The sequence below is a fragment of the Arthrobacter sp. UNC362MFTsu5.1 genome, assembly GCF_000685965.1.
In the GTDB taxonomy this organism is placed as follows: Bacteria; Actinomycetota; Actinomycetes; order Actinomycetales; family Micrococcaceae; genus Arthrobacter.
Genome location: NZ_JMLE01000003.1, coordinates 1 through 20,024, shown reverse-complemented (window position 1 = coordinate 20,024; position 20,024 = coordinate 1). Strand labels below are relative to the sequence as shown.

At 66.5% G+C, this 20,024-nt stretch carries 19 protein-coding genes; 14 read left to right on the top strand and 5 right to left on the bottom strand.

What is annotated here, in order from left to right; all coding sequences use genetic code 11:
* The first annotated feature begins 236 nt into the window (after window positions 1-236).
* From BS38_RS0104385 to BS38_RS24315, 4 genes are all read left to right on the top strand, one after another.
* Window positions 237-719 (top strand): hypothetical protein, encoded by a 483-nt coding sequence (locus BS38_RS0104385; RefSeq protein WP_028269695.1) that lies wholly within the window; start codon window positions 237-239, stop codon window positions 717-719.
* A 473-nt stretch (window positions 720-1,192) separates the two neighbouring features.
* Window positions 1,193-1,864 carry a response regulator transcription factor gene (locus BS38_RS0104380; protein ID WP_028269694.1) on the top strand — a complete coding sequence of 224 codons (672 nt, stop codon included), beginning with the start codon at window positions 1,193-1,195 and terminating at the stop codon, window positions 1,862-1,864.
* Complete coding sequence (locus BS38_RS24320) at window positions 1,833-3,404, top strand: sensor histidine kinase (protein WP_197024894.1); 1,572 nt, start codon at window positions 1,833-1,835, stop codon at window positions 3,402-3,404. Before BS38_RS0104380 ends, BS38_RS24320 begins: the two co-directional genes overlap by 32 nt.
* Before the next feature lie 90 nt (window positions 3,405-3,494).
* Window positions 3,495-3,671, top strand: coding sequence for a CsbD family protein (locus tag BS38_RS24315; RefSeq protein WP_043437655.1), 177 nt, complete (start codon window positions 3,495-3,497; stop codon window positions 3,669-3,671).
* Between the two features lie 143 nt (window positions 3,672-3,814).
* Here the strand turns inward: BS38_RS24315 and BS38_RS0104365 are convergent, their stop codons facing one another.
* The gene (locus tag BS38_RS0104365; RefSeq protein ID WP_028269693.1) at window positions 3,815-4,549 is read right to left on the bottom strand and encodes an NUDIX hydrolase; all 735 of its coding nucleotides are present in this window, start codon (window positions 4,547-4,549) and stop codon (window positions 3,815-3,817) included.
* 104 nt (window positions 4,550-4,653) lie between these two features.
* On the opposite strand from BS38_RS0104365, the gene BS38_RS0104360 reads away from it, so the two are divergent.
* The 9 genes from BS38_RS0104360 (at window position 4,654) to bcp (ending at window position 14,325) form a co-directional block, all read left to right on the top strand.
* Complete coding sequence (locus BS38_RS0104360) at window positions 4,654-5,697, top strand: SPFH domain-containing protein (protein WP_028269692.1); 1,044 nt, start codon at window positions 4,654-4,656, stop codon at window positions 5,695-5,697.
* A gap of 9 nt (window positions 5,698-5,706) precedes the next feature.
* Window positions 5,707-6,606: an inorganic polyphosphate kinase gene (locus BS38_RS0104355; protein ID WP_028269691.1), complete on the top strand. Its 900-nt coding sequence runs from the start codon at window positions 5,707-5,709 to the stop codon at window positions 6,604-6,606.
* Window positions 6,607-6,762: 156 nt separating this feature from the next.
* Window positions 6,763-7,563: a hydroxypyruvate isomerase family protein gene (locus BS38_RS0104350; RefSeq protein WP_028269690.1), complete on the top strand. Its 801-nt coding sequence runs from the start codon at window positions 6,763-6,765 to the stop codon at window positions 7,561-7,563.
* A gap of 125 nt (window positions 7,564-7,688) precedes the next feature.
* On the top strand, window positions 7,689-8,567 hold the full coding sequence (locus BS38_RS0104345; protein ID WP_028269689.1) for a 2-hydroxy-3-oxopropionate reductase: 879 nt from the start codon (window positions 7,689-7,691) through the stop codon (window positions 8,565-8,567).
* 126 nt (window positions 8,568-8,693) lie between these two features.
* Window positions 8,694-10,484, top strand: a complete 1,791-nt coding sequence (gcl, locus tag BS38_RS0104340) for a glyoxylate carboligase (RefSeq protein ID WP_028269688.1) — start codon at window positions 8,694-8,696, stop codon at window positions 10,482-10,484.
* A gap of 2 nt (window positions 10,485-10,486) precedes the next feature.
* Window positions 10,487-11,692 carry a glycerate kinase gene (locus BS38_RS0104335; RefSeq protein ID WP_028269687.1) on the top strand — a complete coding sequence of 402 codons (1,206 nt, stop codon included), beginning with the start codon at window positions 10,487-10,489 and terminating at the stop codon, window positions 11,690-11,692.
* Window positions 11,685-13,028: an allantoinase AllB gene (gene allB, locus BS38_RS0104330; protein WP_028269686.1), complete on the top strand. Its 1,344-nt coding sequence runs from the start codon at window positions 11,685-11,687 to the stop codon at window positions 13,026-13,028. Before BS38_RS0104335 ends, allB begins: the two co-directional genes overlap by 8 nt.
* Window positions 13,029-13,039: 11 nt before the next feature.
* Window positions 13,040-13,759 (top strand): winged helix-turn-helix domain-containing protein, encoded by a 720-nt coding sequence (locus tag BS38_RS0104325; RefSeq protein WP_028269685.1) that lies wholly within the window; start codon window positions 13,040-13,042, stop codon window positions 13,757-13,759.
* An 86-nt stretch (window positions 13,760-13,845) separates the two neighbouring features.
* On the top strand, window positions 13,846-14,325 hold the full coding sequence (gene bcp / locus BS38_RS0104320) for a thioredoxin-dependent thiol peroxidase (protein ID WP_028269684.1): 480 nt from the start codon (window positions 13,846-13,848) through the stop codon (window positions 14,323-14,325).
* A 138-nt stretch (window positions 14,326-14,463) separates the two neighbouring features.
* Here the strand turns inward: bcp and BS38_RS0104315 are convergent, their stop codons facing one another.
* Both BS38_RS0104315 and BS38_RS0104310 read right to left on the bottom strand, forming a co-directional pair.
* Window positions 14,464-15,429 (bottom strand): polysaccharide deacetylase family protein, encoded by a 966-nt coding sequence (locus tag BS38_RS0104315; RefSeq protein WP_028269683.1) that lies wholly within the window; start codon window positions 15,427-15,429, stop codon window positions 14,464-14,466.
* Between the two features lie 14 nt (window positions 15,430-15,443).
* Window positions 15,444-16,976 (bottom strand): purine-cytosine permease family protein, encoded by a 1,533-nt coding sequence (locus BS38_RS0104310; RefSeq protein ID WP_043437651.1) that lies wholly within the window; start codon window positions 16,974-16,976, stop codon window positions 15,444-15,446.
* A gap of 107 nt (window positions 16,977-17,083) precedes the next feature.
* Here BS38_RS0104310 and BS38_RS0104305 point away from each other — a divergent pair, with 107 nt between their 5' ends.
* Window positions 17,084-18,679, top strand: coding sequence for a PucR family transcriptional regulator (locus BS38_RS0104305; RefSeq protein WP_028269681.1), 1,596 nt, complete (start codon window positions 17,084-17,086; stop codon window positions 18,677-18,679).
* Window positions 18,680-18,831: 152 nt separating this feature from the next.
* Here the strand turns inward: BS38_RS0104305 and purU are convergent, their stop codons facing one another.
* Together purU and BS38_RS24310 are read right to left on the bottom strand one after the other, a co-directional pair.
* Window positions 18,832-19,737: a formyltetrahydrofolate deformylase gene (gene purU / locus BS38_RS0104300; RefSeq protein ID WP_028269680.1), complete on the bottom strand. Its 906-nt coding sequence runs from the start codon at window positions 19,735-19,737 to the stop codon at window positions 18,832-18,834.
* 2 nt (window positions 19,738-19,739) lie between these two features.
* Window positions 19,740-20,024 (bottom strand): L-serine ammonia-lyase, iron-sulfur-dependent, subunit alpha (locus BS38_RS24310; RefSeq protein ID WP_028272760.1); only part of this gene is annotated, 285 nt, incomplete at its 5' end.

The following is a 20,024-nucleotide window of genomic DNA, read 5'->3' as shown; positions in this document are numbered from 1 at the left end:
GTCAATTCGCGGAAAAAAGGTGCGCAAGGGCACTGGCGCCGCGGCAAAAGCAGGCGGACGATTGTACTACCGGGTCACGAATTCACGTGGGAAGAGCCCGGAGTCAAGCCCCCGCGGAGGCCGGGTGTGCTGTTTGAAAATGGGATGGGCAGGCTGAGGCCGCAACCAATTTTTTCTTGATCGTGGCCGGACGGCGCTGTCCGAAAATGATTCGCATCCTTCTAGGAGCAAAAGAAATGTCCATCACTCCAACAACGAAAGCCCGCACCCGGGCAATCGCCTTGGTCCCGATCGTCTCACTCGGACTACTCGGGGGTTCCGTGGCAGTGGCTGCCCCGGCACAGGCGGAAACCAGCCGGAACGGCTGTACCGTCAACCCGCTGGATCCACGCGACCTTCGCGGCAACCGGGTCGATTTCAGGATCAAAGTGGAATGCAGGGCCGACAGGACCGTCCAGATCCGCCAGCTTCGCTACGAAGACGAGCGTGGCCCGCGGCGCAGCGACGATTTCCTCGGTGGCTCGCACTTCACCGAAAAGTTCAATTGGCGCGACACCAGGACGATTCACAGCGTGGACCGCGTCCCCAACCTTGACAGGAGGGGCACCGAAGAGGTCTACCACATCGTTTCCTTCCGCGTGAAGAACAACAACGGTCACTGGTCCGACTGGACCCGTTGGGAGAAGAGTGGCGTAGTGGAGGTTCAACGCGGCCGGTGAACTGATCCGTTTCGCTATTCGAACTAAAGAGCCAGGGGCGAAGTAGCCCCTGGCTCTTCCGTCCCTGGCTCTTCCGTCCCGCGGCTGTTCCGTCAGCGGCCGCAACCGTCAGGGGATTGACGTTTGCCGGGAGCGCTGGAAGGGTGGGTCGAACTTAGCCGACTGCCGCCGTCGGCCGCTTCGCCCACGGACGGCTGTAAACCTAAGTACATCTGAGTACTCCGGCCCTGGCCACCCTCCCTAAACGAGTAATCACCACTCGTGTATTTTTTGCCGACACGTGGTGAAATACGGGGGTCCGTAACATGCTCGCAGTCTCGGTGGATCGGCCACCCCGCTCCCCGGACCCTCCAAGAATCACGCGGAGACCCCGTATTCTCGAACGTCGAATTCCCCGGAATATCGTCAGGAGCGTACACATGCGATTCCACGAGCCGGCACAGGCCCGGATGCCACGCCTCTAAAGGTAAGCCGTGATCCGCATATTGGTTGCCGAAGACGAAGAGCGCATCGCCAGGTTCATTGAAAAGGGCCTGCGCGCAGCCGGCTACGCCCCCACCGTGGTGTCGGACGGGCTCACCGCCATCGACTACGCCTCCAGCGGCCAGTACGACCTGCTGCTTCTCGACGTCGGGCTTCCCCGCCTGGACGGATTCACGGTTCTCAGCGTGCTCCGGCGTGACCACCTGAGCATTCCGGTTATCTTCCTGACCGCGCGCGACTCGGCCGCGGACACGGTTGCAGGCCTGGAGGGAGGCGCGGATGACTACATGGCCAAACCGTTCGGGTTTGATGAGCTTCTCGCCCGCATCCGGCTCCGCCTTCGCCCGTCCGATATCACCGACGCGTTGGCGGGAAACACGATGCGCTACGGATCCCTGGAGTTGAACCTCCACACCCACACACTCAGGGTGGGCGACAAGACAGTGGAACTTTCCGCCCGCGAGTTCGCCCTGGTGGAGATGTTCCTGCACCATCCCGGCCAGATCCTGAGCCGTCAACAGCTCCTCAGCCAGGTGTGGGGTTATGACTTCGACGGTACGTCCAACGTGGTGGATGTGTACGTGCGCCAGCTGCGCCAGAAGATCGGGGCCGAGAGAATTGTCACCGCCCGTGGGGCCGGGTACCGGCTGGCAACGTCATGAACGCACCAACGCCATGAAGGATCCCGGGGCCCGGGGGCCGGGAGACGGCACCCGGGAAGGCAATCCGGCGAAGCAGTGGAGCATCTCAGGCTGGAAGGCCAAGATCTCCTCCGTGAGGTTCCGAGTTGTGGCTGCCATGCTGGCCATGATGGCCGCCGGGCTGTGCGTTGCCGGCGTCATTACCTTTGCCGTCCAGTTCCAGGAGGCGGACGCCCGGGTGGACCAGGCGCTCCTGGACAAAGCCCAGGCCGTCATCAAGCTCGCAGAAACCGCCAACGCGGCGGACCCCGAATCGTTCTTGAAGGAACTGCAGGACGCCGCAGAGGACATTGAGCCCCGGGGCAACGAAGTCATGGCCACCATCACGGGCGGGAAGGTGTCATGGACACTCGATGGCGCGTCCGACGAGAAGCTGCTGCCCAAGGACATGTACCAGGGGGCCGCCGCGCTTGCTAACGCCTCCGGTGCCGCCTACGGCGACCTGAGCTTCGAGGGCCGCCGCCTCCGGACTGTCGTGCTCCCCGTGCCCGCCGCCACCGACGCCAAACAGGCCTATTTCCTGATCGGCAGGGAAACTGCCGACCAGCGCGAGCACACCATCTCTTCCGTGCACACCTATACCCTGGTGGGCGCCGGGACCCTCCTGGGCGCTGCCGCACTAGGGAGCCTGGTTGCCGGCCGGCTCCTGAACCCGCTGCGCCGCCTTCGTGAAGCCAGCCAGGTGGTCAGCCACGAGGACCTCACCCAGCGTGTTGAAGTGAAGGACGGATCCGACGACGTGACCCTGCTCGCCAAAACATTCAACACCATGCTCGAAAGGCTGGATGAAGGCGCAAAGCAGCAGGAGCAGTTCCTGGACGACGCCGGGCATGAGTTGCGCACCCCGCTGACGATTCTGCGCGGGCACCTTGAGCTCATATCCGTCCATGACCCCGAAGACGTGGCAACCACGAGGGACGTGCTGCTCGAAGAGGTGGACCGGATGCAGCGGCTGGTGGACGACCTGCTCCTGCTTGCGAACGCCAGCCATCCGGATTTCATCAGGAAAGAGTCCATCAGGATTCCGGAATTCATCCAGCAGGTGCTGGAGAAAGTCCACGTGTTGGCCGACCGCACATGGACCATCGACGAAACCGCCGACTGCACCGTGGAGGCAGACCCCCAGCGACTGACGCAGGCGTTGGCGCAACTCGCCGCAAACGCCGTCAGGTACACCGGCAGTTCGTCAACGATCGCACTCGGCAGCAGAGTTGACCTCGCCCAGGAATCCGATGAGGTAGCCGCCCCGGAATCCAACACGCTCGTGCTGTGGGTGCGGGATACCGGCAGCGGCATAGCGGTCGAGGACCAGCAGCGGATCTTTGAGCGGTTCGGCCGCGCGGCCCACGGCCGGGGCGACAAGGGGTCGGGACTGGGGCTGGCCATCGTGTCGGCCATCGCCCAGGCCCACGGCGGCGCAGCAACGGTGCACTCCACGGTCGGACAGGGGTCCTCCTTCATCATCAAGATTCCGCTGCAGACTGCCGACGCCCGGCTTTGAACATCGCGAAGATGCACCGCAGTTCCTACAATTTAAGTGGCGGGAATTGCGGCAACCAGCCGCATCGGCCGCACCACAAGGAGGACCGCAATGGGTTTGGGTGACAGGATCCACAACGCCGCGGAGCGACTTCACGGCAAGGGAAAGAAAGCCGCCGGCGAAGTCAGCGGCGACCGCCGGATGAGGGCCGAAGGCAAAGGCCGCGCCATCAGGGCCGACCTCAAGCAGGCCGGCGAAAAGTTCAGGCACGCCTTCAAACGGCACTAATCCGCTAGCTAGTCCACATGGGCGGCCCCGGCAGGGACCGCCCATTCTTTATGCCCCGCTTTAATGTCCGCCGCCGGGGCCGGGCCCGGGCACGGGCGGGCCGCCGCAGGGTGACTGCCGTCGCCCCCTGACCGGCGGGCCGATCAGTCCCGCGGCCGCATGAGCGGAGGGTTTAGGACTGCCCGGCTTGGCTGGCCGGCCACCGGGCGGGCAGCCTCCACCAGCCGGAAAAGCGCCGCCGGCCGGCCTGCATCACCGGCCGTCATCCGCCCGGTGTCCTCCAGGAATCCGGGAGTGCCGGTCGCCTTCCGGTGGAAGTTCCTGGGGTCAAGGCGGGTACCCCACACTGCCTCATACACGGCGCGGAGTTGGGCGATGGTGAACTCCTCGCCACAGAAGGCGGCCCCTAAGGGCGAATACTCCAGCTTCGATTTCGCGCGTTCGAGAGCGTCCCCGAGGATGCGGCGATGGTCGAACGCGAGCTGCAATCCGCCGTCGAGCACCTGGGTGACCGGATACCAGGCTGCCTGTTCCGCGTCGCTGCCGGCCGACAGCACCGGAAAGTCCGGCGCCAGGAGCAGGTGGGCGACCGTCAGGACATCCCCGCGAGGGTCGCGGCCCTTTGGGCCGTAGCTCGCCAACTGCTCTAGGTGCCCGGGGACGCGGTCGACGCCGGTTTCCTCCGCGAGCTCACGGCTCGCCGCCGTCGCAAGATCCTCGCCGGAGAGCACGAAGCCACCGGGCAGCGCGAGCATGCCCCGGAAGGGGTCGATCAGCCGGGTAATAAGCAGGACGTTTAGGACGTCGTTGCGCACGGTAAGGGCGACGACGTCGACAGTCACCGGAAAGAGCGCCGGGGCTGTGGGCAATTCAGGCATGACCTCATACTAGGTATTTATCGTCAGATTGACAATAAATCAGGTCGGGCGCTATCTTATGGTTATCGTCAAATTGACGATAACCATTTTTTGAAGGAGCTCCCATGGCCAGCATCAAGCGCTACCCCTGGATCAACCACTTCCTGGGCACCCCTACCGGTTACGTCGTCCACCTGCAGAAGGGGACCGTGAAGCATCAGGGTGTGGGCCAGGCGTTCTGGTACCGCCCTGCGAACTCGGTCCTGAGTGAGGTTCCAGTGGATGACCAGGAATTGCCCACGCTCTTCCACGCCATCACCCGCGACCACCAGGACGTAAGCGTGCAAGCCAACGTGACTTACAGGTTCATTGATCCGGTGGCCGTGTCGAGCCGCCTGGACTTCGGCCTCGAACCCGACCGGAAGGTGCCGGCAACGGGCCGGGAGCAGGTGGCCACCATCATCGGCCAGCTGTGCCAGAGCCACGCCATCGACCAGATCGCAACCACCACACTGTCCCAAGCCCTGGAACGGGGCGTAAGCCAGCTGCGCACCATCCTCACCGATGCACTGCGGGCGGATACCCGGCTTCTGTCCACCGGCATCGAAATCCTCGGAGTGCAGGTGCTCGCCGTCCGGCCCGAGTCCGACGTCGAACGCGCCCTGCAGACGCCGGTCCGCGAACAGCTCCAGGCCGAGGCTGACCGCGCAATGTACGAACGCCGGGCACTCGCCGTCGAGCGCGAGCGGACCATTTCCGAGAACGAGATGGCGAGCCAGATCGAGCTGGCCACCCGCCGCGAACACCTGGTGACCCAGGAAGGCACCAACGCGCGGCGCGCTGCGGAGGAGAAGGCAGCCGCGGGACTCATCCAAACGCAGGGTTCGGCCGTACAGCTCGACATCACCTCAACGGCGGAAGCCAACCGGCTCCGCCAACTGGGTGAAGCACAAGCGGCCCAGGAAGCCGCGACCATGGCCGTTTACCGGGACATGGAACAATCCACGTTGTTGGCGCTTGCGCTCCGCGAAGCGGCAGGAAAGCTGCCGAGCATCGGCAGCCTGACCATCACGCCCGACCTCCTCAGCGGAGCGTTGGCCGGCCTGCTCCGGGCGCCCGGCGACACCCTGCCCGCCAGCGCGACCGGCGCCGCCGGTGCTGGCAAGTAGGGCCCGGTCATGACCAACCCCCGCCTCGTGATTGTCCGCCGACGCACCGAGCTTCAGGAACTCCTGGATCGGCATGCGACGCGCGGCCAGGCTGAGTTCTTCCTCCGCACACGCGGCCGGACCATCGCAGAAGTACAGGAGCGGCACGACCGGCTGGAGGCAGCCCTGGCCACGGTCCGCGCCTCCGTTCCTTCCGAGTGGCGGCAGGCCGAGGTGGAGCGGGCGGACCTCAGCCGCTTCCTGCTGACCCCGGACGACGTCATCGCGGTGGTGGGACAGGACGGCCTCGTCGCCAACATGGCCAAGTACCTCAGCGGCCAGCCCGTCATCGGGATCGATCCGGAGCCCGGGGTAAACCCGGGCGTTCTGGTCCGGCACTCCCCGGAAGCCGCGGCCGCGCTCTTGCAGCGGCTTGGCGCCGCCGGGCGCCTGGAGCGACTGGCTTGCCAGGAGCTCGCCACCGTGACGGCAAGGCTCGACGACGGGCAGGAACTTTCAGGGCTCAACGAAGTGTTCATCGGTCACACATCCCACCAATCGGCCCGGTACCGGCTGGCCCTGCCCGACGGCCGGTCGGAGCGGCAGTCCTCCTCCGGCATGATCGTGTCCACCGGGACCGGAGCCACCGGCTGGTGCGCATCGATCGCCCTGGAACGCGGCGGACGGGCCCTGCCCGGGCCCACGGACCCCCGGCTGGCCTGGTTCGTCCGCGAGGCCTGGCCCTCCCCGATTACCGGCACTTCCCTGACCGAAGGGCTGCTGGAATCTGGCGAAGAGCTGCGAATCACCGTGGCATCCGACCAGCTGGTGGTATTCGGCGACGGGATGGAGGGTGACCGGCTGATTGCCTCGTGGGGCCAGGAACTCACCGTGCGGCTCGGGGACCGGCCGCTGCGGCTGGTGGCTTAGCCTCTCACCTCGCCCCTTGACTCGCACCCCCACCCTTCCCTACACTTTTCATAAAGCAGAATCTAATTTCCACAAAGCGGAATCTTGAAGCGAAATCGCGAAGAGACAAGAAGCATAGGAAGCTAGATCAAAGCCCCCTCCTCGGAAGGACCTACGATGACGTACACAGTGAACTGCTCCATCCTGCTGACAGAGCTGCCCCTGCTCGAGCGGCCCGCTGCCGCGAAGGCCGCCGGCTTTGACGCCGTCGAGTTCTGGTGGCCTTTTGACACTTCCGTCCCCACCGACGCCGAGACCACGGCTTTCGAGCGCGCCATCACCGACGCCGGCGTGCAGCTCACCGGCCTGAACTTCAACGCCGGCAACATGCCCGGCGGCGACCGCGGCCTGGTCTCCTGGAAGGGACGCTGCTCCGAGTTCAAGGACAACATCGACGTCGTCGCCGGCATCGGCGAGCGCCTCGGCTGCAAGGCGTTCAACGCCCTCTACGGCAACCGCCAGGACGAATTCACCCCGGAGGAACAGGACGAACTGGGCGCCAGGAACCTGGCCGCCGCAGCCGCAGGAGTGGCCCGCATCGGCGGCACCGTCCTCCTCGAACCGGTCAGCGGCGCCCCCAGGTACCCGCTCCTCAAAGCCCAGGACGCACTCAACGTCATTGCCCGGGTCAAGGAGGAATCCGGCGCGGAGAACATCAAGCTCCTCGCCGACTTCTACCACCTGGCCGTCAACGGAGACGACGTCGCCGCCGTCATCGAAAAGCACGCCAAGGACTTCGGCCACATCCAGATCGCCGACAACCCCGGCCGCGGGGCTCCCGGAACCGGCGGGCTTCCCCTCGGCGAATGGATCGCCCGCAGCCGCGAACTCGGCTATGAGGGCTACATCGGCCTCGAATACAAGGAACCGCAGGAAACCGCCTTCAGCTGGGCCATCCGCCAGCGCGTCTCCCAGTAGGTTCCGTTCCCACCCGCCCAACTGAGTAGCAGCAGATGTCGTTTTGAGCCCCCAAAACGACATCAACTGCGACCTAGTTGGGACCGCCGCCCTCCACCACCACAGACTTCAGAAAGAGAACCACAATGAGCAACGTTTCAGTCATCGGACTCGGAATCATGGGCCTGCCCATGGCCATCAACCTCGTCAAGGCCGGCCACACCGTCACCGGCTTCAACCGCAGCCAGGACAAGATCGACAAGCTGGTATCCGAAGGCGGCAAGGGCGCCACGAGCATCGCGGACGCCGTCAAGGACGCCGACGTCGTCATCACCATGGTGCCGGACTCCCCCGACGTTGAGGGTGTTGTCAGCGGCCCCGACGGAGTCTTCGCCAACGCCAAGCAGGGCACCCTCTGGATCGACGCCTCCAGCATCCGCCCGGACGTCGCCAAGCGTTTGGCCGAGGATGCAGTCGCCGCAGGCATCCGCCCGCTCGACGCCCCGGTCTCCGGCGGCGAACAGGGCGCCATCGACGCCGCACTCTCCATCATGGTGGGCGGCGACGCAGCCGACTTCGAGGCAGCACAGGACGTCCTCAACGCCGTCGGCAAGACCATCGTCCACGTCGGCCCCGCAGGCTCCGGCCAGACCGTCAAGGCAGCCAACCAGCTGATCGTCGCCGTCAACATCGAGGTCCTGGCAGAAGCCATCGCCTTCCTCGAGGCCTACGGCGTGGACACCGACGCCGCCCTCAAGGTCCTGGGCGGCGGCCTGGCCGGCTCCAAGGTCCTGGACCAGAAGGGCCAGAAGATGCTGGACCGCAACTTCGACCCCGGCTTCCGTCTGGCCCTGCACCACAAGGACCTCGGCATCGTCACCTCCGCCGCCCGCGAAGCCAACGTCGCCGTCCCCCTCGGCGCCGTCGTCGCGCAGCTCGTCGCCGCCACCGTCAACCAGGGCGACGGCGGCCTCGACCACTCAGGCCTCTTCAAGCAGGTCCTCCAGCTCAGCGGCCGGAAGTAACGCACCTCCGGCAGTAGCCGGCCACAAAAGCAACAACCAGGGCAACCGCCGTCGTACATCAACGACGGCGGCTCCCTCAGCACACCCAAAAACAGGCTTTTCCCACAGACTTTCAAGGAGTACACCATGACCAAGATGCGCACCGTAGACGCTGCCGTCGCGATCCTGGAAAAGGAGGGCGCCACCGAGGCGTTCGGCCTGCCAGGCGCGGCAATCAACCCCTTCTATTCGGCCATGCGGGCCCACGGCGGCATCCGCCACACGCTGGCCCGCCACGTTGAAGGCGCCAGCCACATGGCGGACGGCTACTCCCGTGCCGCGGACGGCAACATCGGCATCTGCATCGGCACCTCCGGCCCCGCCGGCACCGACATGATCACCGGGCTGTACGCGGCCTGGGCCGATTCCATCCCCATGCTCTGCATCACCGGCCAGGCCCCCGTGGCCAAGCTGCACAAGGAAGACTTCCAGGCCGTGGACATCGAATCCATCGCCAAGCCCGTCACCAAGATGGCCATGACCATCCTGGAACCCGGCCAGGTTCCGGGCGCCTTCCAGAAGGCGTTCCAGCTGATGCGCTCCGGCCGCCCCGGCCCCGTGCTGCTGGACCTGCCGATCGACGTGCAGATGGCCGAGATCGAATTCGACATCGATACCTACGAGCCCCTGCCCGTGGAAAAGCCGAAGGCCTCCCGGAAGCAGCTGGAAAAGGCCCTGGACATGCTGACCGCAGGCGAGCGCCCGCTGATCGTGGCTGGCGGCGGCATCATCAACGCCGGCGCCTCCGCCGAACTGGTGGAACTGGCCGAGCTGCTGGGTGTTCCCGTGATCCCCACCCTGATGGGCTGGGGCGCCATCTCGGACGACCACCCGCTGATGGCCGGCATGGTGGGCCTGCAGACCAGCCACCGCTACGGCAACGAGAACTACCTGCGCAGCGACTTCGTGATCGGCATCGGCAACCGCTGGGCCAACCGCCACACCGGCGGCCTGGACACCTACACGGCCGGCCGCACGTTCGTGCACATCGACATCGAGCCCACGCAGATCGGCCGCGTGTTCTCCCCGGACTTCGGCGTCGCGTCCGACGCCCGTGCGGCGCTGGCCGGGCTGATTGAACTGGCCCGTGAGCGCCGGGCCGCCGGATCCCTGCCGGACTATTCCGCCTGGGCCGCCGAATGCGCCGAACGCAAGGCCACCCTGCACCGCAAGACGCACTTCGAGAACATCCCGATCAAGCCGCAGCGCGTGTACGAGGAGATGAACAAGTCCTTCGGCAAGGACACCACGTACGTTTCCACCATCGGCCTGTCCCAGATCGCCGGCGCCCAGATGCTGCACGTGTTCGGCCCGCGCAAGTGGATCAACGCCGGCCAGGCCGGTCCCCTGGGCTGGACCGCTCCGGCCGCCCTGGGCGTTGTCCGCGGCAAGCCGGACGAGACGGTTGTGGCCCTGTCCGGCGACTATGACTTCCAGTTCATGATCGAGGAACTGGCCGTGGGCGCGCAGTTCAACCTGCCGTACATCCACGTGGTGGTCAACAACTCGTACCTGGGCCTGATCCGCCAGTCCCAGCGCGGCTTCAATATGGAGCAGAACGTGTCCCTGGCGTTCGAGAACATCAACAGCACCGATCTCTCGGCAACGGCGGCGGGCTACGGCGTGGACCACATCAAGGTGGCTGAGGGCCTGGGCTGCAAGGCCATCCGTGTGGAGGACCCCAGCGACCTGGGTTCCGCATTCGACAAGGCCAAGGCGCTGGCCGGCGAGTTCAAGGTTCCCGTGGTGGTGGAAGTGATCCTGGAGAAGATCACCAACATCTCCATGGGCGTGGAAATCAACGCGGTCAACGAGTTCGAGGAACTGGCCGAGACCAGCGCCGACGCCCCCACCGCCATCCTGGCGATGCAGGCCTAACCATGCGGATCGTGATCGCCCCGGACAAGTTCAAGGGCTCGCTGTCCGCCCCGGACGTGGCCCGGCACCTGGCTGCCGGGCTGCAGTCCGCCACGGGCCACAACCTTGAGGTACTCCGGATTCCGGTGGCCGACGGCGGCGAGGGCACCCTCGATGCCGCCGTCGGCTCCGGCTTCTCCCGCCGGAGCGCCACGGTCAGCGGCCCTACCGGGCAGCCGCTCCGGGCGGACTTTGCCGTCCGCGGCCGCGAGGCGGTCATCGAAATGGCAGCTGCTTCCGGCCTCGCCGTCCTCCCCGGCGGCACCCTGGACGCCAAGGGAGCCACCAGCCTGGGAACCGGTGAACTGATCCGGGCGGCGCTCGACGCCGGATGCCGGCAGATCATCCTCGGCGTCGGCGGGAGCGCCAACACCGACGGCGGCGCCGGCGTCCTGCGGGGACTCGGCGCGCAGCTCCTCGACGCCGGCGGCAACGAACTGCCGCCGGGCGGCGCGGCCCTCGCCAGGCTGGACCGGATCGACTTCTCGGACTTCGATTCCCGGCTGGACGAGACGCGCTTTGTCCTGGCCAGCGACGTGGACAACCCCCTGCTCGGGGCGGAGGGCGCTCCCGCGATCTTCGGCCCGCAGAAGGGTGCCAGCCCGCAGGACGTGGAAGAGCTGGATGCCGCCCTGGCGCACTTTGTGGACGTGCTCGCCGCCGAGATCGGGCCCCGCGCGCTGAAGGCCGCGGACGCACCGGGTGCCGGGGCGGCCGGCGGCGTGGGCTACGCCGCCATCGCCGTCCTGGCGGCGACGCGCAGGCCGGGCATCGACGTCGTACTTGAATTCACCGGGCTGGCCGACCGCCTGGCCGGCGCCGACCTGGTGATCACCGGCGAAGGCAGCCTGGACGAGCAGAGCCTGCTGGGCAAGACGCCCATGGGCGTGGCGCGGGCGGCTGAACGGGCCGGCGTTCCGGCGGTGGCCGTCTGCGGCCGGACCACCCTGACACCGGAACAGCAAAAGGATTCCGGATTCCGGCAGGTCTACCCGCTGACCGCGCTGGAGGCCAAGGTAGAAATATGTATAGCCGAAGCAGGACCCCTGCTTGAACAATTGGGAAAGCACATCGGCGCGGAACTGGCGGACCTGACCCAGGCCCCCGCCCCGGCCGGTTCCACCACGCCGGTGAACAGCGCCCGCACTAAGGAGCCCCTCAATGTCTGAAGAACGCTTTGACCTCGTTATCCGGGGGCAGCGCATCCTCACCACGGCCGGCATCGCGCCCCGTGAGGTGGGCGTGCGCGGCGGCAAGATCGTGGCCATCGAGCCCCTCGGCAACGGCCTGGCCGGCGACGCCGTGATCGACCTCGCCGACGACGAAACCCTGATCCCCGGCCTGGTGGACACCCACGTCCACGTCAACGAGCCCGGCCGCACCGAGTGGGAGGGCTTCGCGTCCGCCACCCGTGCCGCCGCGGCCGGCGGTGTCACCACCATCATCGACATGCCGCTGAACTCCATCCCGCCCACCACCACCGTGGAAGGCCTCAAGCTCAAGCGCGAGGTGGCCGAGGACCAGGCGTTCGTGGACGTCGGGTTCTGGGGCGGCGCGGTTCCCGGCAACAAGGCGGACCTGCGCCCGCTGCACGACGAGGGCGTGTTCGGTTTCAAGTGCTTCCTGCTGCACTCCGGCGTGGACGAGTTCCCGCACCTGGAGGCGGACGAGATGGAAGAGGACATGGCCGAACTCAAGTCCTTCGACTCGCTCATGATCGTCCACGCCGAGGACTCGCACGCCATTGACCGCGCACCCCACCCGGGCGGCGACCACTACTCCACCTTCCTGGCCTCCCGCCCCCGCGGCGCCGAGAACAAGGCCATCGCCGAGGTGATCGAACGTGCCCGGTGGACCGGCGCCCGCGCCCACATCCTGCACCTCTCCTCCTCGGATGCGCTCCCGATGATCGCCTCCGCCAAGCGCGACGGCGTGCACCTCACCGTGGAGACCTGCCCGCACTACCTCACGCTCATGGCCGAGGAAATCCCGGACGGCGCCACCGCCTACAAGTGCTGCCCGCCGATCCGCGAGGCCTCCAACCGAGAGCTGCTCTGGAAGGGCCTGCAGGACGGCACCATCGACTGCATCGTCTCCGACCACTCCCCGTCGACGCTGGATCTGAAGGACCTGGAAAACGGCGACTTCGCCGTGGCCTGGGGCGGGGTTTCCTCGCTGCAGCTGGGCCTCTCGCTCATCTGGACCGAAGCCCGGCACCGCGGCATCCCGCTGGAGCAGGTGGTGTCCTGGATGGCCGAGAAGCCGGCCGCCCTGGCACGCCTGTCCAACAAGGGCCAGCTGGCGCTCGGTTTCGACGCGGACTTCTCGGTCTTCGCCCCGGATGAGGCCTTCGTAGTGGATGTTTCCAAGCTCAAGCACAAGAACCCCATCACTCCGTACGACGGCAAGGCGCTCTCCGGCGTGGTCCGGAAGACATTCCTGCGCGGACATGAGATCGACGGCCAGACCCCCAGCGGCAAGCTCATCCGCCGCGGCGGCGTCTGAGGAACCACGCCGTGGCAGTCCAGGTACATTCTCCGCGCGGCATATGTGCGTCCGCTCCGGCGCCCGCTGGCCCGGCGAAAGCCGGGCCGGCGACGCGGGGTCCGCAGCTCAAAGCCCATGGCCTGGCCGTCTGGGTGACCCCGGACGGCGAACAGGACATTGACGATGCCGTCATGGCGCGCGCCGCGGAACTGTTGCTGGCCCGTGCCCTGAAGATTGCTCCGGAGGCGGAAGTCCACGTCTGGCCCGCCGCCGGAGCTGCAACTTCCGCTGCCGAAGCTGCCCTGCCGGGGGGACCGCACGGGGCAGCCGGCAGCGGAACCCGGGTGCCGTCGTCGGCCCTTCCGGAGGACTCCCCGGAAGTGGACGACGACGGCGCCACTCCCCTGCCGCCGTCGGCCGGTCCCGCGAGCCTGGTGTCCGTGGACCTTGCCGCAGGCGAGGTCCTGCTGGACGGGAAGCTCGTGGCGCTGACCGGCGTCGAATTCAAGCTGCTGCGCTACCTCGTGGAAAACTGTTCGCGGGCCATCAGCCGGGAAGAGCTGCGGCTGTTCCTGGAATCGTTCGATTCCCCCGCGGCGGCCTCCCGTTCCATCGATGTGTATGTGGGCCGGGTGCGGCGGAAGCTGCGCCGCGGCCGGCATGCGATCGCCACCGTGCGCGGCGGCGGGTACCAGTTCGTCCCGGGACCGCACACCAAAGTTCGCGGCCCCGCGGAATACTGCATCTGAAACCGTGGTTGTGCCTGTAGAAGCCAGCGCAGCCAGCCCGTTCAGTACGCACGCTTTGTCAGTAATCAGACTCCCGAAGGATCATCATGAGCCCCACTCTGACCACCAAGCTCCAGCCCGGAACCCAGGCACCGGACTTCACCCTGCCGGACGCTGAGGGCAAGCCGACGTCACTGGCCGATTACCGCGGCAAGAACGTCATTGTGTACTTCTACCCGGAGGCCGCCACCCCGGGCTGCACCACCGAGGCCTGCGACTTCCGCGACAGCCTCGAGTCCCTCCAGGGCTCCGGCTACGAGGTCCTCGGCGTCTCCCCCGACGCCCCCGAGAAGCTGGCGCACTTCACCGGCGACTTCGCACTGACCTTCCCGCTCCTGGCAGACGAGGACCACGCCGTGGCACTGGCCTACGGCGCCTGGGGTGAAAAGCTCCGCGACGGGGAAGTCACTGAAGGAATCGTCCGCTCCACCGTGGTGCTCGACCCCGAAGGAAAAGTGAAGCTGGCCCAGTACCAGGTCAAGGCCCAGGGCCACGTCGCAGCGCTGAAGGAAGCCCTGGGCGTCTAGCCTCCCCGGGACCCTCTCTCACTTCCTGCGCCTTTTCGGCGGACCCTCTCTCACTTGTTGCGCCAAAAGCCGGAACCCTCTCTCACCGGTGAGAGAGGGTTCCGGCTTTTCCGGCAAATAGTGGGAGAGCGTCCGGGGTTAGGGGCGGAGCCGGTCGGAGGCCAGTGCTGACTGGCGGACCTGCGCCGGAGTGAAGCGGGCACCGGCGTCGGGGAAGCCTGGAACCTCGATCCGCGCGTGGCTGTGGACTTCGGTCACCGTGTCCCGGGTGTGCTCGGCGATCTTTGCCATCGTGGTGACCCACATGCCGTCCATATCCTTGACCCGGCTGATCAGCTGCTCGAGCGCCACCGCCTTTGAGGGCCGGCCCGAGATGAACGGGTGGTTGGTCAGTACGAAACAGCTCCCGGCCGCGTGGTGCGCCTCGGCTTCCAGCGTCCACATTTCGAGGACCTTGGCGGGGCTTTCGATGACTCCGCTGCCGGTCACGCCGGGATAGAACGCGTACTGCTCCCAGTCGTCCAAGGCCCAGTCGACCGGGATCTCAACGAGGTCCCTGGAGTCACCCTCGGCGACGCTGAAGCGGTACGGTGCGTCGCCGTCGAGCAGGCTTGAATCGTAGAGGAAGCCGCGGTCCGCAAGGAGTGCCGGCGAGTGCCAGTTGAGCTCCCACCAGGGAGCGCGGTAGCCCACGGGCCGGACGCCCGCCACTTTGGCCAGCGCTTCCAGCCCACGGTCGATGTACCGCGCCTCGGTGGCGGCGTCGATGCCCTGCATGGGTTCGTGCAGGTAGCCGTGGTGGGCGATCTCATGGCCCGCATCCACGATCCGGCGCACCACGTCGGGGTAGCTCTCAGCGGTGAAGCCCGGGATGAAGAACGTTGCCTGGATGTCCTGGCGCTGCAGGATCTGCAGCAGCCGCGGCACAGCAACCTTGGGTCCGTATGACTGGTGGGTCATGAGCGACATCCGGCGCGTGCTGCTGGGATCGTGGGCGATGGTGCAGGACTCCGCGTCCACATCGAAGGTGAACGACGCGGCCGCCCGGTAGCCTTCGGGCCAGGTGATGGGATGGGCGGAGTCCGGGAAAGCGGGGAATTCCATGGTCCGGTTCCTTTCTACAGTGAGACTGCGGTTGTTGCCGGGCGGACTGACGTTTCGGGTGCAGCTTCCTCGGGCACGGTTACCTGCTGAGCTGCGGCACTGGCCAGAAACCTGCGGTGAACCCGGGGGCCAAGAACGGCGTAGCTCGCAGCGCTGCTGAGTCCGCCGGCCAGCCAGGACAGGTCCCAGCCGCCCAGGGCCACGGCGATGGGGCCCTGCATTGCGGGGACAAGCCCGTACATGAACAGCCAGGTGGCAAAGATACCGACCAGGAGGGATACGACGCCGGCCCAGTTGACTCCGGGGAGCCGCTTGGTGCCCACGCGGTCGAACAGCCGCGAAGCGTCACTGGGCCAGCGCTTCTCGACCCAGAAGTAGTGAACCAGCATGACGCCGCCCCAGGCGGCAACCCATGCCACGAGGCCGATCAGCCAGGCGTCCAGCACGGCGGCGAAGTCTTCCTGGAAGATGAAGAACACGACGGCGGCCAGCGAGAACACCCCGACGAACAGGTTGAGCTTGCGGCGGCTGATGGTGATGTCGAGCGCCTGCGTGGCGACCGAGAAGGTGTAGATGTTCAGGATATTGGTGGCGATGGGTCCGTGCAGGACCATCAGCAGTACGGGAAGTGCGAGGACGCCGAAGTTCTGGACGATCAGTTTTCCGGGATCAATTTCGCCGCTGTTGGTGGCGAGGCTGGCGCCCAGGATTCCGAGCCAGACGACGGGGATGAACTGGCCCAGCACTGAGGCGAGGTAAACCTTGCGCTTGGGCACCTCGGTGCTGACGAAGCGGGAGTAGTCGGCGGCGTAGGTGAACCAGGTGATTCCCCAGCCGATGCCGATCGCCGTCATGACAGCGCTCATCGCGGCGATCCGCTCCGAGCCTTCAAGGATGTTGCCGGCAGGTCCGGCGTAGGTCCAGTTGATCTTCATGCCGAACCAGGCGACGGCGGACATGACCGCAAGGATGATGATAGTGGGCGGCACTGTCCACTTTTCAAACGCGGCGATGGCCTTGTAGCCGAACCAGGCGATGGCTACCTGTGCAGCCATGATGGTGGTGGCGACGCCGATCTTCCAGGCGTAGTTGTGGGCGGTGGGGTCAACCCAGCCGAGGGTCCCGAACAGCGCCATGACCAGGTCCAGGATGATCCACGTGTTCACGGCACACCAGCCGATGACCAGCAGCGCCTGGATGGCGGCGGGCAGGTAATTTCCGCGCCTGCCGAAAGCTGCCCGGGCCAGCACCATGCCGGTTGCCCCGGTCTTCTGGCCAAGCAGGACGAAGCAGCCGAAGAGGAGCATCCCGATCAGGTTCCCCAGGACCAGAACGGTGACGGTGTCCGCAAAACCAAGCCCGAGGTGGATGCCCAGGGCGCCGAGCACCCAGTTGATGGGTGCGAGGTTTGCGCCGGCCCAGATCCAGAACTGGCCGGATACCTTCCGGGTCCGCTGGGATTCGGGAATGGGCTGAAGCCAGGCTTCGACGTCTTCGCCGGCTACGGGCGCTTGGCCGGCCGGGACTGCAGTGGAGTTGTGTTGCATGGGGGCCTCCGTAGGGGGAAAAGGGTATATCCAGATTATGTGTTGCAGGCCACACCCAACAAGATACGATATGTACATCAAAACGATCTTTTGCGTTACGGAGCGTCATGCCAATCAGGCTCAGCGATATCATGAACCACGCCAGTTTCACCGCCGCGGATCCGGTGCTCCGCGCCGGCGCGGCCGCGGTGGCCGATACGCAGCTGCGGTGGGTCCACTCCAGTGAGGTTCTGGACATTGCGCCGTTACTTAGCGGCGGCGAATTGCTCCTCACCGGCGGCGACGCGCTGGTCACGGCCTCGGACGCGCGCCGCGTGGAGTACATCCGCCAGCTGGCTGAGCGCGGTGTCGGCGCGCTGGTGGTGGAAACGGGCCAGCGGCTCGCATCGCTTCCCTCCTCCATGGTCCGCGCGGCGGAGCAAGCGGGACTGCCACTGATCGAATTCCGCAAAGTGGTGCCCTTCGTGGGCATCATGCAGGCCATCAATTCAATGCTGGTCAGCGAATCGGTGGCCCACCTGCGCCGCGCGGACGAAGCCAGCCATGAGATGGCTGTTGAGCTGGCCCATGGGAGCAGTCTGGACCAGATCCTTGGCGTCCTGGCCGGAATCCTTGACGCGACGCTGGAGCTTTCGTCGGTGTCCGGCGTGACACTCGGCAGCGCCGGCCCCAACGGCACCGGCCCCCGGACGGAGGGCCCCGGCAACGCGGGCCCCGGCGACGCGGCGGACGGCCCCGGCAGTGACGAGGAGCCCGGACACCCGGGCGCTGACGGCACCGTCATCAACATCGATGTGCCGGTCCGCGGCGTGCCGTCAGCGAGGCTGATCATCACCGTCCCGGCCGACGGCGACATCAACCTCGCACGAGTCGCCGGCGGCCGCTGCGTGGACATCCTCTCGCTGGCCCTGCTGCAGCGGATGCCGCCCGGGTTGAAGGAGGTCGCAGGGACTGCGCTGCTGCGCGCCGTCAGTTCCGGCAGCCAGCCGTGGCGGCTGCAGCAGCTCTCGCCGGCCGCCGGCATTCCGCCCTCCGCAACGATGGTCGCCGTCGTCGTCCGGACATCCACCTCGCAGCAATTGCGGGTGGCCATGGACAAGATCCTGAAGAAGTCGGCCCAGCAGAGTGCCAGCTATGTGGACAATGCGGAGGTCCTGGCGCTTGCCGCCCTTCCGTTTGACGGGGCCGCGGCGGCGCGGGCCGAACTCGTTGCCGCGCTGGAGGAGCTCCCGGTGGAGGCCGGAACCATGACGGCGGTGGGCCCGCTGGCTGTCGGGATCGAGAACGCGCCGTGGTCGCTGTCGGAGGCGAAAGTCGCCCTGGATCTCGCGGTAAACGGTTCGCTGCGCGCTGCGGCTCGCCCGGCGTCGGACACCGGCGGTGTGGTGCTCGACGTCGAGAATCTCGCCGTCGAGCGGCTGGCGGCACAGCACCTGGACCAGGGAGCCCGGCAGGATTTTGTCCGCCAGCAGCTGGGTCCCGTGCTGGACCACGACGCCCGGCGGAACTCGCAGCTGCTGGAAACACTGGCGACGTGGCTCGACTCCGGCTGCAACACGGCGCAGGCTGCACGGGAACTGCACGTGGAGCGGCAGTCGATGCACCACCGGCTGCAGCGGATTTTCGAGCTGTGCGGCGGCGATCCGCGCGGAACCGGCCGGCTCGCCGCGCTGCACCTGGCCACCCGGCTGGCCGCCCCGTAGCCCGGGACACAACGCTCTCTCACTTAACGCAAGAAAAGCCGGGACGCTCTCTCACTTCCCCCAAGGAGGTGATAGAGCGTCCCGGCTAAACCGCCCGGAAGTGAGAGAGCGTCCCGACTCGCGGATTTGAGGCAGGCAGCGGCAGGGACGACCTACCGCAGCACCACGGTCCTGTTGCCCTGCAGGATCACCCGGCCCTCGCAGTGCCAGCGCACCGCGTTGGACAGCGCCTTGCATTCGGTGTCGCGGCCGGCGGCAACGAGATCTTCCGGACCGTAGGTGTGGTCCACCTCAACCACCTGCTGGGCGATGATGGGTCCCTCGTCCAGTTCGCCGTTGACGTAGTGCGCGGTGGCGCCCACGGTCTTCACCCCGCGGGCGTAGGCCTGGTGGTACGGCTTGGCGCCCTTGAAGCTGGGCAGGAACGAGTGGTGGATGTTGATCGCCTTGCCGTCCAGCTTGCGGGTGAGGCCGTCACTGAGCACCTGCATGTAGCGGGCCAGGACCACCAGTTCCACGTCGTACTCGTCCACGAGTTCCAGCAGCCGCGCCTCGGCTTCGGGCTTGGTGGCGGCGGTGACTGGCACGTGGAAGAAGGGGATGCCGTGCCATTCCACCAGCGCCTGGTGGTCGGTGTGGTTCGAGACCACGGCCACCACGTCCACCGGCAGTTCGCCGATGCGGGCGCGGAACAGCAGGTCGTTGAGGCAGTGCCCGAACTTGGACACCATGATCAGCACCTTGCGCTTGGAGCCGTGCGGCTCCAGCCGCCAGCTCATCCCGAAGCGTTCAGCCACCGGACCAAAAGCGGTCCGCAGCGTGTCCGCGGTGGAGTCATCGCCGTCGGACGCGAAGTGCACCCGCATGAAGAAGTGCCCCTCGGAACGTTCGCCGAACTGCTGGTTGTCGATGATGTCGCAGCCGTGCTCCAGCAGGAAGCCGGACACGGCGTGGACGATGCCCGGCGACTCGTTGCAGTCCAGGGTCAGGACGTGCTCCACGGTGGTGGCCGGTGAGCCGGCTGACGGCTGGGAAGTTTCAGTCTCAATGGCAGTCATGGTCAGCACTCGATGACGTTGACGGCGAGGCCTCCGCGGGAGGTTTCTTTGTATTTGGTTTTCATGTCCGCTCCTGTCTCACGCATGGTTTTGATGGCTTTGTCGAGGGATACTTTGTGGCTTCCGTCGCCGTGGAGGGAGAGTCGTGCGGCGTTGATGGCTTTCACGCTGGCGATGGCGTTCCGTTCGATGCAGGGGATTTGTACCAGTCCGCCGACGGGGTCGCAGGTCAGGCCGAGGTTGTGTTCGATGCCGACTTCGGCGGCGTTTTCGACTTGTTCGGGGGT